Source organism: Novosphingobium tardum (assembly GCF_042652045.1).
In the GTDB taxonomy this organism is placed as follows: domain Bacteria; phylum Pseudomonadota; class Alphaproteobacteria; order Sphingomonadales; family Sphingomonadaceae; genus Novosphingobium; species Novosphingobium tardum.
In genome coordinates, this window is record NZ_JBHSDR010000003.1 from 344,039 (window position 1) to 358,320 (window position 14,282).

Annotated in this window: 10 protein-coding genes; 9 read left to right on the forward strand and 1 reads right to left on the reverse strand. The window is 68.4% G+C overall.

The annotated features are described in order from the left end of the window. Positions 1 to 149 precede the first annotated feature (149 nt). From ACFO0A_RS01755 to ACFO0A_RS01775, 5 genes are all read left to right on the forward strand, one after another. Entirely contained in the window at positions 150 to 926 is a 777-nt protein-coding gene (locus ACFO0A_RS01755) for an alpha/beta fold hydrolase (RefSeq protein WP_379537260.1), read from the forward strand. Then, positions 923 to 1,759: a tetratricopeptide repeat protein gene (locus tag ACFO0A_RS01760; RefSeq protein ID WP_379537261.1), complete on the forward strand. Its 837-nt coding sequence runs from the start codon at positions 923 to 925 to the stop codon at positions 1,757 to 1,759. Before ACFO0A_RS01755 ends, ACFO0A_RS01760 begins: the two co-directional genes overlap by 4 nt. 10 nt (positions 1,760 to 1,769) lie before the next feature. After that, positions 1,770 to 2,756 carry an LLM class flavin-dependent oxidoreductase gene (locus tag ACFO0A_RS01765; RefSeq protein WP_379537262.1) on the forward strand — a complete coding sequence of 329 codons (987 nt, stop codon included), beginning with the start codon at positions 1,770 to 1,772 and terminating at the stop codon, positions 2,754 to 2,756. A gap of 118 nt (positions 2,757 to 2,874) precedes the next feature. After that, entirely contained in the window at positions 2,875 to 7,632 is a 4,758-nt protein-coding gene (locus ACFO0A_RS01770) for an NAD-glutamate dehydrogenase (protein WP_379537263.1), read from the forward strand. 105 nt (positions 7,633 to 7,737) lie between these two features. Continuing rightward, a complete protein-coding gene (locus ACFO0A_RS01775; protein WP_379537264.1) occupies positions 7,738 to 8,964 on the forward strand; it encodes an NAD(P)/FAD-dependent oxidoreductase in 1,227 nt (408 codons plus the stop codon). On the opposite strand, the gene queG is transcribed toward ACFO0A_RS01775, so the two are convergent. Further along, positions 8,948 to 10,024, reverse strand: a complete 1,077-nt coding sequence (gene queG / locus ACFO0A_RS01780) for a tRNA epoxyqueuosine(34) reductase QueG (protein WP_379537265.1) — start codon at positions 10,022 to 10,024, stop codon at positions 8,948 to 8,950. The two genes, ACFO0A_RS01775 and queG, sit on opposite strands and share 17 nt — an antisense overlap. Before the next feature lie 47 nt (positions 10,025 to 10,071). Here queG and ACFO0A_RS01785 point away from each other — a divergent pair, with 47 nt between their 5' ends. From ACFO0A_RS01785 to msrB, 4 genes are all read left to right on the forward strand, one after another. Next, a complete protein-coding gene (locus ACFO0A_RS01785; RefSeq protein ID WP_379537266.1) occupies positions 10,072 to 11,079 on the forward strand; it encodes an ABC transporter ATP-binding protein in 1,008 nt (335 codons plus the stop codon). Next, positions 11,079 to 12,317: an ABC transporter permease gene (locus ACFO0A_RS01790; protein ID WP_379537267.1), complete on the forward strand. Its 1,239-nt coding sequence runs from the start codon at positions 11,079 to 11,081 to the stop codon at positions 12,315 to 12,317. Before ACFO0A_RS01785 ends, ACFO0A_RS01790 begins: the two co-directional genes overlap by 1 nt. A gap of 109 nt (positions 12,318 to 12,426) precedes the next feature. Then, positions 12,427 to 13,758, forward strand: coding sequence for a cytochrome P450 (locus ACFO0A_RS01795; protein WP_379537268.1), 1,332 nt, complete (start codon positions 12,427 to 12,429; stop codon positions 13,756 to 13,758). Then, positions 13,758 to 14,279: a peptide-methionine (R)-S-oxide reductase MsrB gene (msrB, locus tag ACFO0A_RS01800; protein ID WP_379537269.1), complete on the forward strand. Its 522-nt coding sequence runs from the start codon at positions 13,758 to 13,760 to the stop codon at positions 14,277 to 14,279. The genes ACFO0A_RS01795 and msrB overlap by 1 nt, the downstream gene beginning before the upstream one ends. Positions 14,280 to 14,282: the final 3 nt, after the last annotated feature.

The following is a 14,282-nucleotide window of genomic DNA, read 5'->3' on the forward strand; positions in this document are numbered from 1 at the left end:
CGCGCACCACGCTTCCGCCCCGGTTGCCCGGGGTGGTGGTGGTAGTCGTCGCCAAGGCGCGGCAGTGCGTCATCGTTCCTCTCATATAATGGGCAAAGGTTGCCAAGTCACCACTCCTGCGACTGGCCAAGGTCGCAAGGCTGTGCTTGATGCGCCGGGTGGACGAAACGGCGATCGAATGGCTCGAAGGGCCTGGCGGCCGGCGGATAGCCTTCCGCCATGCGCCGGGAGAGGGTCCGGCGCTGGTTTTCCTGCCGGGGTACATGTCCGACATGAGCGGCAGCAAGGCCGCCGCGGTGCTGGCCTGGGCAAGAAGCCGCGGGCGGGCGTGCCTGCTCCTCGACTATTCCGGCTGCGGGATCAGCGACGGCGCCTTTGCAGAAGGCACGCTATCACGCTGGCGCGACGAGGTGCTGGCCTTGATCGAGACGCGGGCAAACGGTCCGGTCGTGCTCGTCGGATCGTCGATGGGCGGCTGGCTGATGCTGCTTGTCGCGCTTGCCCGGCCCAGATCGGTCGCGTCGCTCGTCGGCATCGCCGCCGCACCCGACTTCACCGACTGGGGCCGCACGCCGGCCCAGCAGGCCCGGCTCGCCGCGGGCGAGACCGTGTTCGACCCCAATCCCTATGGTCCCGAACCCACGCCGATGCATGCCGCCTTCTGGGCGGACGGGCAGGCGCTTCGGCTGCTGGACGCCGAAATCCCGCTCGACTGCCCGGTACGGCTGATGCACGGACAGGCGGATGCGGACGTGCCCTCGGCACTGTCGCTGCGGCTCGCCGCGACCCTGCGTTCGGCGGATGTTCAGATCATACTGGTCAAGGACGGCGATCACCGCCTGTCGCGCGATCAGGATATCGCCCTGCTGCTGCGCGTGATCGAAGACCTTCCAGCTCCCCCGCAGCGCGCCGCCGCGCTGCCATGACCGACCGGAATGAAACCGACCCGATGATCGCCGCTCCCCCGCCCCTGTCGCTTCCGTTGCCCCTGTTCGCCGAGGTGTCCGTTGCCGCGGGCCCGACGATCGAAGACGACCGGCTTCAGCTCTGCCTCCAGACCGCCGCGAAGGATCCTCCCAGCGCGCTGGCGGAAGCAAATCGCTGGCTCGCCGAATCGCGCGGTGCCGGCCAGTCGAAGCCGCTTCAGTGCCTGGGCCAGGTCTATACCGTCCTGCTGCGTTGGGAGGCTGCCGAGACGGCCTTTACGCAGGCTGCGACCGTCGCCGCGCCGGGCGATCTGGCGCGCCGCGCTGCGCTTCACGGGCAGGCGGGCAACGCCGCGATTGCCGGCGGTCATGCCGACCGTGCGCTCGGCCATTTCGACATGGCCCTGGCGGTGACCGACCTCCCCCCGGCCGACCGTGGCCAGATCGAACTCGATCGCGGGCGTGCGCTGGTCGCGCTCAATCGCCTGGCCGATGCTGCTGCCAGCCTCACCGCGGCGCAGCGCGATGCGCCTGACGAGCCGCTGGTCTGGCTCCTTTCCGCAACGCTCGCCCGCCGCCAGGGCGACCTTGGATCGGCGCAACGCACGATCGAGGTCGCAGCGACGCTTGCCCCTACCGACCCCGATGTGGGTCTTGAGGCGGGCGTCATCGCCGTCCTTGGCGGGCGCGACGAGGCGGCCCGCAAGTCGTGGCAATCGGTGATCGCGACATCTCCCCAAAGCAAGGCCGCGGCCACCGCCAAGAGCTATATCGAACAGCTCGGCCCCGCGCCCGCACCCGCCAAGCCTCCCGCTCCGGCGGTTCAGCAATAAGAGTCCCGCGATGACCCGATTTTCCGTGCTCGATCTCGTTCCTGTCGTCGAGGGAGGGAGCATAGGGCAGGCCCTCAACGATGCAGCCGCGCTGGCCGTCGTCGCGGAACAGGCGGGCTACCACCGGTTCTGGGTGGCGGAACACCATGCCATGACCGGTATCGCCAGCGCCGCGACCGCAGTGACGCTCGCCCACGTCGGCCAAGGCACCAGGACCATCCGCATCGGAGCGGGCGGGATCATGCTGCCCAACCACAATCCGTTCGTGATCGCGGAACAGTTCGGCACGCTCGACGCACTTTTCCCGGGGCGGGTCGACCTTGGCCTGGGGCGCGCGCCGGGCGCGGACAGCCGGATCGCCCATGCATTGCGCAAGGACCTGATGCGTTCGGCGCAGGACTTTCCCCACGACGTGGTCGAGCTGCGCGCGCTGTTCGAGGGCGATTCGCGGCTCCCCCTCCAGGCAACGCCGGGCCAGGGGGCGGCGGTGGAGATGTGGATCCTGGGCTCCAGTCTGTTCGGCGCCCAGCTCGCGGCTGCGCTGGGCATGCCCTATGCCTTCGCCTCGCATTTCGCGCCCGATGCGCTCGACGATGCGCTGGCCATCTACCGGCGCGACTTCAAGCCATCGGCCAAGCTCGACAGGCCCTATGCGATGGCGGCGATCAACGTCTTCGCCGCCGCCACCGACGACGAAGCGAAGTTCCTGTGCTCGTCGATGGACCAGTCGTTCGTCGCCCTGCGCAGCGGCAATCCCGGGCGCCTCAAGCCACCGGTCGAAGGTTTCCGCGAGACGCTGCCGCCGCACGCGCTCTCGATGCTGGAGCACATGCGGCAGGCGAGCGCCATCGGAAGCCCCGCGACGGTGCGCGAGCGTGTCGCTGCGTTCATCGAGCGGACCGGAGCGGACGAGCTCATTTTCGCCGGCTCCACATTCGATCCGGCGGCGCGGGTGAAATCGCTCGACTTGGCGATGGAAGCCTGCGCCGGGTTGTGACGCGGGTGGTTGCAGGGGGCGGGGCAAGGGTCTAGGCTCTGTTTTAATGCTTCACGATAGCGCAATTAAATAATAGGGCGCCTGCCGCCGCCGCGGCGCCCGGGGAAGATCGCAAGTCATGGCCGACGCAAGCACCGCCACCCGCAAGACGCCGTCCGCGCGCCGCCCGAAGTCGGGGGCGGAGGGTCCTGCCAAGGCGCTGGCCGCGGCATTTTCGGCGTCCTTCCTCCCCGGCGAACATGATGCCATCGGTCCTGCGGAACTTGCGGAAATCGCCGCGTTCACGATGGGCGCCTTGAAAGCGCGCCAGCCGGGCGAGGCAGGCATCGTGATCGAGAGCATGGGCGGCACCAGCGGCAAGCGGTTCATGCGAATCGCGCTGGTCAACGACGACATGCCATTCCTGGTCGATTCGGTCGCCTCGGCGATCGCCGACCAGGGCCTTGCGGTCGACCGGCTGCTGCACCCCGTCATCACCGTCGATCGCGATGCCAAGGGACGACTCAGCGGCCTCGTCGGCGCGAAGGACGTCACCGGCGAGGCTCAATCGTCGCGCGAATCGGTGATCTATCTCGAGACCGATCGGGTCGATGCCCGCCAGCGCCGCGTCCTGGCTACCACGCTGACCACCGTGCTCGCCGATGTCCGCGCCGCGGTTTCCGACTGGCCCAAGATGCAGGCGGCGATGGGCGAGGACGCCGAGTCGCTGGCGGACAGCGAAGGCGCTGCCCTGCTGCGCTGGCTGCGCGACGGGATGCTGACCCAGCTCGGCCACCTGACCCGCCGCCGCGACGGCTCGCAATCCTGCCTTCTGGGCATCTGCCGCAAGAGCGCGCGGGCGCTGCTTGCACCTGAATCCTACGACCGGGCGTTCGAGTGGTTCGACAAGGCCCTGAAGGCGGTCAAACCGGGCGAACCGCTCGCCGCGCCGCTCATCATCAAGGCCAACCGGGTCTCCAACGTCCACCGCCGGGTGCCGCTCGACCTGTTCATCGTGCCCGTGATCGAGGACGGCAAGGTCACTGCGATCTCGGTTCACGCCGGGGTCTGGACCAGCGCCGCGCTCGCCGCCGCGCCCGATCGAATTCCCCGCCTTCGCGCGCGTCTTGCCGACCTGATGAGCAAGTTCGGATTCGATCCGTCGGGTCATGCCGGCAAGTCTCTCGTCCATGCGCTCACCGCGCTGCCACACGACCTGCTGATCGGCTTCTCGCCGCCCGACCTCGAACGGATCGCGACCGCGATGATGAGCCTGGTCGACCGGCCGCGCCCGAAGCTGGCGCTCGTCCGCGCGCCGCTGGCCCGGCACATGTTCGCGTTTGTGTGGCTGCCGCGCGATGCGATGTCGACGACGCTGCGGCTGACCGTTCAGTCGCTGCTGGAAACCGGGACCAACGCCCAGGTTCTCGACTGGAGCCTGTCGGTCGAAGGCAGCAGCCTGGCGCTGCTGCGCTTTGTCCTCGACATCCGCGGCATCGTCCAGGCCAAGGCCGAGGAGACGCTCGACCGCGAGCTTCAGAACATGGTCCGCGGCTGGGCCGGCGCCGTCGAGGCCGAACTTGCCCGCGGTGAGGATCCCGCCCGTGCCGCCGCGATCACGGCACGCCACGCTGAATCGTTTCCGCCGGCCTACCGCACCGCCTACGGCCCCGCCGAAGCCGCGCTGGATATCCGCCGGCTGCGCGCGCTGGCGATCGACCCCGGCGCTTCGCCGCACCTGCGCGATGCCCGGCTGCACCGGATGCCGGGCGACGCCGCCGATCTCCTGCGCCTGAAACTTTACCAGAGGCAGGGCTCGCTGGCCCTGTCCGACGCGGTCCCCGTGCTGGAGAACTTCGGCTTTCGCGTGCTGGAGGTCATTCCCACTCCGCTCGACGGCGGGGCGGCCGGGACCATCCACGACTTCGTGCTGGGCGCGTCGACCGATACCGATCCGGCCGCCCTGCTGGCGCGCGCACCCCAGATCGAGGCAGCCATCGCCGCGGTGCTCAACGGCGCGGCGGAAGACGATCCGTTCAACCGCCTGATCGCGGCGACAGCGCTCGACCCGCGCGCCACCGGATGGCTGCGGGCCTGGTTCCGCTATCTGCGCCAGGCCGGGATGACGTTCGGCATGCAGACCGTGGTCGATGCGCTGCGCCATGCGCCCGATGTCACGCACGGCCTCGTCGACCTGTTCCGCGCGCGGCACGACCCCGAATTCGCAGGCGACCGCGCCCAGGCCGCGAACCGCGCCGATGCCGCGATTCGCACCGGCCTTGCCGCGGTAGGAGCGATCAACGACGACCGTCTGCTGCGCCTCTACCGCAGCACGATCGACGCGATCCTGCGCACCAACGCCTTTGCTCCCGCCGCCGCGGAAGCGCTCGCGTTCAAGCTCGATTCGAGCCTGGTTCCCGGCCTGCCGCGGCCGGTGCCATGGCGTGAGGTCTTCGTTTATTCGACCCGGCTCGAGGGCATCCACCTGCGCGCCGGCCCGATCGCGCGCGGGGGCCTGCGCTGGTCCGACCGGCGCGACGACTTCCGCACCGAGATCCTCGGCCTGATGAAGGCGCAGCGGGTCAAGAATGCGGTGATCGTGCCGACCGGGGCGAAGGGCGGCTTCTATCCCAAGCAACTGCCCGATCCCGTGCGCTACCGCGAGGGCTGGCTCGCCGAAGGCAAAGCCAGCTACCAGGCGTTCATCCGCACGCTGCTGTCGATCACCGACAACATCGTGGGCGGCAAGGTGGTCCATCCCGAATCCGTCGTCGTTCACGACGGCGAGGATCCCTATTTCGTCGTGGCGGCCGACAAGGGCACGGCGACCTTTTCCGACGTTGCCAACGCCATTGCCGAAAGCCGCGACTTCTGGCTCGACGATGCCTTCGCCAGCGGCGGCAGCAACGGCTACGACCACAAGGCGATGGGCATCACCGCCCGGGGCGCGTGGCTCTCGGTCCAGCGCCACTTCCTCGAGATGGGCATCGACGTTCAGGCCGACCCGGTTCGCGTCGCGGGCTGCGGCGACATGTCGGGCGACGTCTTCGGCAACGGCATGCTTCTGTCGAAAGCCATCCGCCTCGTCGCCGCGTTCGATCACCGCCACATTTTCCTCGATCCCGACCCCGATCCTGCAAAGAGCTGGGCAGAGCGTGCGCGCCTGTTCGCGCTGCCCCGGTCGGCCTGGACCGACTACAACGCGAAGCTGATCTCGCGCGGCGGCGGGGTCTTCGCGCGGACGATGAAGGCGATCCCGCTTTCCGCCGAAGTGCGCGCGATGCTGGGCATCGAGGCCGCGACGCTCGATCCCGATGCGCTCATCAGCGCGATCCTGAAGGCAGAGATCGATCTGCTCTGGTTCGGCGGGATCGGCACCTACATCAAGGCCACGCAGGAAAGTTCGCTGCAGGTCGGGGATCCGGCCAACGACGCGCTGCGCGTGGATGCGCGCGACGTGCGGGCACGCGTGATCGGCGAAGGTGCGAACCTGGGGATCACCCAGGCCGGGCGCATCGAGTTCGCTCTCGAAGGCGCCGCCGGAGCGGGCGGCAGGATCAACACCGACTTCATCGACAATTCGGCCGGGGTCGATTGCTCAGACAACGAGGTCAACATCAAGATCGCGCTCGCCTCGGCCCGCCGCGCCGGAAGGTTGACGGAACCGGCGCGGGTGAAGCTGCTGGCGCAGATGACCGACGAGGTCGCGGCGATCGTTCTCGAGGACAACCGGCTCCAGGCGCTCGCGCTGTCGATCGCCCAGGCCGGCGGCGCGCTCGCCAGTCCTTCGCACGTCCGCCTGATCGAGCAACTCGAGGACAGCGGCGACCTCGACCGGCGAACCGAGGGGCTTCCCGACAGCGAACAGCTTGCCCGTCGCGCGGCGGAGAACCGCGGCCTGACCCGGCCCGAGCTGGCCGTGCTCCTGTCGAGCACCAAGCTCGTACTCCAGTCCGCGATCGAGAAGACCGACCTGCCCGATGATCCGGGCCTCGACGAGGAATTGCTCGCCGCCTTCCCGACGCCGATGCGGCGCCGCTTTCAGACCGACATCGTTCATCACCGTCTGCGCCGCGAGATTATTGCGACCAAGCTGGCCAATCGGATCGTCAACCGGATGGGGGTGATCCACCCGCTCGAGCTGGTCGAGGAGGAAGGCACCACCCTGGCCCATGTCGCCACCGCGTTCGTCGCGGCGGAACGGATGCTGGGCATGGCGACGATCTGGAACCTGATCGATCGCGAAGCGATGCCCGAACAGGCGCGGCTGCTGCTGTTCACCCGCGCCGCGGCGGCGCTGCGAACGCAGATGGCCGACATCATTCGCACCAGTCACGGCAAGACTCGCGTCTCGACGCTCGTCGCCGAGCTCGGTCCCGGCGTGCGCAAGCTCGAGGCGCAGACCGGCAAGCTCCTGAACACCGAGGGCCAGGCCCATTCGGCCCGCATGGTCGAGGAACTGACCGGCTCGGGCGCGCCGGCTGTGGAAGCCGCCGCGGTGGCCAAGCTGTTCGACATGGACGGCGCGATGGGCCTCGCCAACCTCGCCCGCGACCGCAAGCTCGATCCGGTCGCCGTGACCCGCGCGTTCTCGGCGCTGGGCGCGCGCCTTGGCCTCGACTGGGCGCAGATGACCGCAGCGCGGATGACCCCGTCGGACCCGTGGGAGCGCCTCCTCGTGGCGGGCCTCGCCCGTGATTTCCAGCAGATGCGCCTGGAATTCCTGCGCCGTGCCCGCGGCCCTGTCGCCGGTTTCGTCGAGCGCTGGGCCGAGGGCCAGGAAGCCCCGATCCGCCAGCTTCGCATGCTCGTGGCCCGGGCGCAGGATGCGGCTCCTGTGGCCCCCGCGATGCTGGCGCAGATCGCCAGTCAGGCGCGCAGCCTGCTCGCCCGCTAGCGCAAGCGGGGCGGAGCGCCCCCGCGCGCCGGTGGATTGACTGCGCGCCCGTTTTGGCCAATCGGCCATTGGGCGGGGCGCCGACGAACCCTGCGGGAGAGTTCGATGGACCGTGCGGATGTACTGATCGTGGGTGGCGGCCATGGCGGCGCGCAGGCGGCGCTGGCGCTGCGCCAGCACGGGTTCGCAGGATCGATCGTCCTCGTGGGCCGCGAGCCCGAACCGCCCTACGAGCGCCCCCCGCTCTCGAAGGAATACCTCGCGCGTGAAAAGGAGTTTTCGCGCCTCTACATTCGCCCCCCCCAGTTCTGGGCGGAGCGCGACGTCGAGATGCGGCTCGGCCGCGCGGTCGTCACCGTCGATCCGACCGCGCAGACCGCCAAGCTCGATGACGGCACCCAGGTTTCCTACGGCGACCTGATCTGGGCAGCCGGCGGCGATCCGCGGCGCCTTTCGTGCGAAGGCGGTTCGCTGGTCGGCGTGCACGCCGTGCGCACCCGCGCCGATGTCGACCGGCTGATGAGCGAGATCGACGGCGGTGCCAGCCGCGTGGTCGTCGTGGGCGGCGGCTACATCGGCCTCGAAGCGGCTGCGGTGCTGACCAAGCTCGGACTTCACGTCACGCTGCTCGAGGCGCTGCCGCGCGTCCTCGCCCGCGTCGCTGGGGAGGAACTGTCGCAATTCTACGAGGCCGAGCACCGCGCCCACGGGGTCGACCTGCGCACCGACGTGACGGTCGACCAGATCGAGGGCGACGGGTCGAAGGTCACCGGAGTGAGGCTTGGCGACGGCACGGTGCTGCCGGCGGACATCGTGATCGTCGGGATCGGAATAGTGCCCGCAGTCGGGCCACTGATCCTTGCCGGGGCGGTCGGGGCGAACGGGGTGGACGTGGACGAACGCTGCCGCACCTCGCTGCCTCACGTCTATGCGATCGGCGATTGCGCGGCGCATGCCAACAGCTTTGCCGACGGCGCGGTGATCCGGCTCGAATCGGTGCAGAACGCCAATGACATGGCGACCTGCGCCGCGCGCGACATCTGCGGCGATCCGCATCCTTACGCGGCGACCCCGTGGTTCTGGTCGAACCAGTACGACTTGCGGCTGCAGACGGTCGGCCTCTCGACCGGCTATGACGCGACCGTCGTACGCGGCGATCCGGCGACGCGCAGCTTCTCGGTCGTCTACTTGCGCGGCGGGCGGGTGATCGCGCTCGATTGCGTGAACATGGTCAAGGACTACGTCCAGGGCCGCAAGCTGGTGGAGGCCCGCGCCACGCCCGATCCGGCCGCGCTGGCCGACACTGCCGTCGCGCTCAAGGAACTGCTTTAAGCTCTTCGATCGCCCAGCGCGCCGCTTCCGCGACCGCCGGGTCGGGATCGCCGCACAACGCCTGCACCGGGATGCTCAGCGCCGGGTCGGAGCTGTTGCCCGCCGCGATCAGGCAGTTGCGCACGAACCGGTCGCGCCCGATCCGCTTGATCGGAGAGCCGGAGAACAGCTTTCGAAAGCCCGCATCGTCGAGTGCGAGAAGCTCCGCCAGCCGGGGTGCGGTCAATTCGGCGCGAGGCAGGAATGCCGCGTTCGCCTGCGCCGCCTGTGCGAATTTGTTCCACGGGCACACTGCCAGGCAATCGTCGCAACCGTAGATACGGTTGCCCATCGCCTGGCGAAACTCGACCGGAATGGGCCCTTTGTGCTCGATGGTGAGGTAGCTGATGCAGCGCCGCGCATCGAGCCGGTAGGGCGCGGGAAAGGCCGCGGTCGGGCAGGCATCCTGGCACCGCCGGCACGAACCGCACTGGTCGGCATGCGGCGCGTCGGGCGCGAACGGCAGGTCGCTGTAGATCGCGCCGAGGAACAGCCACGACCCGTGAGTGCGGCTGACAAGATTGGTATGCTTGCCCTGCCAGCCGATCCCCGCGGCCTCGCCCAGCGGTTTTTCCATGACCGGAGCCGTGTCGACGAACACCTTGACCTGCCGCTCGCCCAGCCCGCGGCGGGCGGCTTCGGCAATCAGCCACCGGGCAAGCGCCTTGAGCGCCTTCTTCACGATGTCGTGATAGTCGGCCCCTTGCGCATAGACCGAGATGCGTGCGCGGTCGCCGCTTTCGCCGAGCGCCAGGGGATCGGCGGCAGGGGCATAGCTCATCCCCAATGCGATGACGCTGGCAGCATCGGGCCACAGCGCCTGCGGGCCGACGCGATGCTCCTTGCGCGCGTCCATCCATTCCATCGAACCGTGATGGTCATCGCCCAGCCATTCGAGCAGGCGCCGCTCGCGCAAGGTGTCGGGCGCGGCCGAGGCGATGCCGCATGCCGCGAAGCCGAGCCGCGCCGCTTCATCGGCAAGTCCGCCGCGCAGGCCCTCGAGTGATGCCGCGTTAACCAAACTTGCTGTTGCTCCGGTTCATGCCCGCGCGCTAACTGCCGCAGGTGATGAAGCACGAGCTAGGCGAACCCGCGGCGGGCGGCAACGGGATGGCGCCGGCGCCGCGTCCGGACCTTGCGATCGAGGCGCGAGCGCTCGTGAAACGGTTCGACGGGTTCGTCGCGGTCGATGGGATCGACCTGGAGGTGCCGCGCGGCAGCATCTTCGGGATTCTCGGCCCCAATGGCGCGGGCAAGACCACCACCTTGCGGATGTTGCTGGGGATCATCGACCCCGACGAGGGACTGCGCCGCACACTGGGGCATGAGCGCCCGCACGAGATTGCGCACCGGATTGGATACCTTCCCGAAGAGCGCGGCCTCTACCCCGCGATGAAGGCGTTCGAGGCGGTCGCCTTCCTCGGCGCGTTGCGCGGCGTTCCGCTGGGCGAGGCCCGCCGCCGCGCCCGTGCCCTGCTGCAAGAGCATGGCCTTGGCTACGCCGCCGACCGCCAGATTCGCCAGCTTTCGAAAGGCATGGCGCAGACCGTCCAGCTTCTCGGCACGCTGATTCACGAACCCGAGCTCGTCGTGCTCGACGAGCCGTTTTCTGGCCTGGACGCGCTCAACCAGGGCAAGCTCGAGCGAATGATCCGCAACCTCGCCGAACGCGGGACGACGGTGATCTTCTCGACCCACGTGATCGCGCATGCCGAGCGGCTGTGCGAACGGATCGCGATCATCGCGGGCGGCAAGGTGCCCTTCGTCGGCGACGTGTCCGAGGCGCGCGACCGGCTGCCGCCGCAGGTCCGCCTCGAAACCCGCGCCAGCGATGGTCCGTGGCGCGCCGCGCTTCCCGCCGACGCCCGCCATGAAGGGTCGTTCTGGCACTTCAGCCTGGCCGAGGGCGGGCCGGAGCCCTTGCTGCGCGCGCTCATCGAAGGCGAAGCGGGCATCCTGTCGCTGTCGATCGAGCGCCCCGGCCTCCACGACGCCTTCGTCGCGATCGCCGGCGAGGCCGCCGCCAAGGCGCTCGAAGAGACGCCCGAATCGCTCGAACCCGGAAAGGACCGCTGATGAACCGCACGCTTCACGGCGCGTTCGTCGTCGCCCGCCGCGATTTCGTGGCGGTGATCTTTTCCAAGGCGTTCCTTTTCTTCCTGCTCGGTCCGCTGTTCCCGGTGATCGTCGGGGCGATGGCAGGCGGCATCGGGGCCAAGGTCGCTGAATCGATTGATCGACCGCAGCTCGGCGTGGCGATGACGGCTGCCGATACCGACGCCCTTATCCGCGCTCATCAGGCGCTGGCCGAACGCATGGCCGGCCCGGTTCCCGACCTCGTCGTGCTGAGGCGCCTCCGCGCTGGCGAAACGTTCGATCCGGTCGCCGCAATGCAGACCAAGCGCGACAGCCTGGCCGCGGTGCTTAGCGGATCGCTCGACGCGCCGCGCCTAACCGGCACGCGCGAGCGGATAGACGGCTGGCAGGGCATGGTCTCGGCGATGGCAGCCACCGCCCGCGAAGGCAGCGTGCTGACCTATCCCGATGTCGCGCTGACGCCGGTGGCGAGCAGCGCGGCCAAGGTAAAGTCGGGACGGGTAGCGACCGCGCAGGCCGGGCAGACCGTGCTGTTCCTTCTCACCATGCTGCTGGCAGGCATGGTCCTGTCCAACCTTGTCGAGGAAAAGGGCAACAAGATCATCGAGGTGCTTGCCGCCGCGATTCCGATGGACGCGCTGTTTCTGGGCAAGCTCTTCGCCATGCTCGCGGTGAGCCTCGTCGGCATCGCGGTGTGGAGTTCGGTCGGCGCGCTGATCATCGCGGCGGGCGGATCCTCGCTGCCGACGCTGCCCGTCCCCGCGGTGGGCTGGGGTCCGTTCCTCACCCTCGGCTTCCTTTACTTCGCGATGGCCTACCTTCTCCTCGGCTCGCTGTTCCTCGGCATCGGTGCGATGGCGACCACGGTGCGCGAGGTGCAGACGCTGTCGATGCCGGTTACGATGATGCAGCTTTTCGTGTTCTTCTTCGCCAGCTTTTCGATGACCCAGATGGGCAAGCCGATCGAATGGGCGGCGATCGCATTTCCGTTCAGCTCTCCTTTCGCGATGCTGGCCCGCGCCGCGCAGGACGAGGCGCTGTGGCCGCACGCGCTGGCGCTGGCGTGGCAAGCGATTTGCGTCGCCCTCATCATCCGGCTTGGCGCGCGGCTGTTCCGTCGCAGCGTGATGAAATCGGGGGCCGCGCGGGGACGAGCGGGGAAACGCGGGCTTCTGGCGCGTCTCGGGCTGCGCCGGGGCGCCTCCGCGGCAGTTTGACGGAAACGCCGGGCGGGACGCGCAAGGCCTTGTTGACTCTCGTGTAGGTTTGGCGAGATAAGTCCTGCAAAGAAACCCTTTACCTGGGTTCGAGCGGGAGAATGCAGTCATGGCAACGCAGCCGGCGGTCGATACGCCGATCACCTATCGCACCTCGCCGACCGCCAGCGAGAAGTTCGAGGAATGGCTCGCCGCCAATCCGCAGGCGATCCCCGCGAATTCCGACCCCTCGGACGTCAGCCGCTCGGAACTTTACGTAGAGGACAAGTGGCAGGCCCCGTTCGCCGAGATGCGGGAGAAAGAGCCGGTCAACAAGGTCACCGGCACCGCCTATGGCGACTACTGGAACGTGACCACGGTCAAGACCATCCAGCACGTCGAGTCGCTGCCCGAGCTCTATTCGTCCTCATGGCAATACGGCGGGATCACCATCGGCGACCCCCGTCCGCGCGAAGACAACGAGGAGGAACGCTTTCAGCTTCCGATGTTCATCGCGATGGACCGGCCCCAGCACACCGGGCAGCGCCGCACCGTCGCTCCCGCCTTCACCCCCGGCGAGATGGATCGCATGGCCGCGGAGATCCGCCAGCGCACCGGCGAGGTTCTCGACAGCCTGCCGTGGGGCGAGCAGTTCGATTGGGTCGACAAGGTCTCGATCGAGCTGACGACCGGAATGCTCGCGCTGCTGTTCGGCTTCCCCTGGGAAGACCGCCGGCTGCTGACCTACTGGTCGGACTGGGCGGGCGACGTCGAGATCGGCCTGTCGCCAGAGCTTATCGACTATCGCCACGAAATCCTGATGGAGATGGGTCACTACTTTCAGCGGCTGTGGGCCGAACGGCTCAACGGCCCGCCCTCGCCGGACCTCATCTCGATGATGATCCATTCCGAAGCCATGAACCAGATGGGCTTCCAGGAATTCGTCGGCAACCTCGTGCTGCTGATCGTGGGCGGCAACGACACCACCCGCAACACGATGTCGGGCATCGTCGAGGCGCTCGACACCTTTCCCGACCAGCGCGCGCTGTTCGAACGCGATCCTTCGGTGATCCCGAACGCGGTGCAGGAATGCATCCGCTATGTGACCCCGCTGGCGCACATGCGCCGCACCGCGACCGCGGACGCTGACCTGTTCGGCCACCAGATCAAGCAGGGCGACAAGCTGATCATGTGGTACATTTCGGCCAACCGCGACGAGACGGTGTTCGAGAAGCCCAACGAGCTGATCCTGACCCGCGAAAACGCCCGGCGTCACATGGCCTTCGGCTACGGAATCCACCGTTGCGTCGGTGCGCGGCTGGCCGAACTGCAACTGCGCATCCTGCTCGAGGAAATGCACGCCCGGCGGATGCGCGTTAAGGTCACCGGCAGGAAGCAGCGGGTACGTGCCAACTTCGTGCACGGCTTCCGCAAGCTGGAGGTCACGCTGGAGAAGTTCTGATGGCTATCGGCGCAGGCGAATCGATCGTCAGGTATCCGTTCTCGCGCCGCCGCATGCTCGGCTGGTTGGGAGCGGCGACGGCCTTGCCGCTTGCCGCCGGCTGCGGCTCGGCTCCGGCCAATGCGACGATCTACCCGGTACGCTTTACTGATGCCGAGTGGCGCAAGCGCTTGACCGCCGACCAGTACTACATCCTGCGCAAGGCCGGCACCGAACGCCCGGGTTCGTCACCGCTCAACACTGAGCATCGCAAGGGCACATTCGTCTGCGCCGCCGACGACAATCCCCTGTTTTCGAGTGCGACGAAGTTCGAGAGCGGCACCGGCTGGCCAAGTTTCTGGAAGCCGTTGCCCGGCGCGGTCGGCGTTTCGACCGATCGTCTGCTCGGCTATGCGCGGACCGAGGTTCACTGCAATCGCTGCGGCGGGCACCTGGGCCACGTGTTCGACGATGGCCCTCCTCCGACAGGCAAGCGCTATTGTATGAACGGCGACGCGATGAAGTTCCGCCCTACCGCCTGATCC

Coding starts and splice junctions, on each gene's coding strand:
- ACFO0A_RS01785 (WP_379537266.1), top strand. CDS start 10,072: ATGAAGCACGAGCTAGGCGAACCCGCGGCGGGCGGCAACGGGATGGCG.
- ACFO0A_RS01790 (WP_379537267.1), top strand. CDS start 11,079: ATGAACCGCACGCTTCACGGCGCGTTCGTCGTCGCCCGCCGCGATTTC.
- ACFO0A_RS01760 (WP_379537261.1), top strand. CDS start 923: ATGACCGACCGGAATGAAACCGACCCGATGATCGCCGCTCCCCCGCCC.
- ACFO0A_RS01755 (WP_379537260.1), top strand. CDS start 150: ATGCGCCGGGTGGACGAAACGGCGATCGAATGGCTCGAAGGGCCTGGC.
- ACFO0A_RS01770 (WP_379537263.1), top strand. CDS start 2,875: ATGGCCGACGCAAGCACCGCCACCCGCAAGACGCCGTCCGCGCGCCGC.
- ACFO0A_RS01765 (WP_379537262.1), top strand. CDS start 1,770: ATGACCCGATTTTCCGTGCTCGATCTCGTTCCTGTCGTCGAGGGAGGG.
- msrB (WP_379537269.1), top strand. CDS start 13,758: ATGGCTATCGGCGCAGGCGAATCGATCGTCAGGTATCCGTTCTCGCGC.
- ACFO0A_RS01795 (WP_379537268.1), top strand. CDS start 12,427: ATGGCAACGCAGCCGGCGGTCGATACGCCGATCACCTATCGCACCTCG.
- ACFO0A_RS01775 (WP_379537264.1), top strand. CDS start 7,738: ATGGACCGTGCGGATGTACTGATCGTGGGTGGCGGCCATGGCGGCGCG.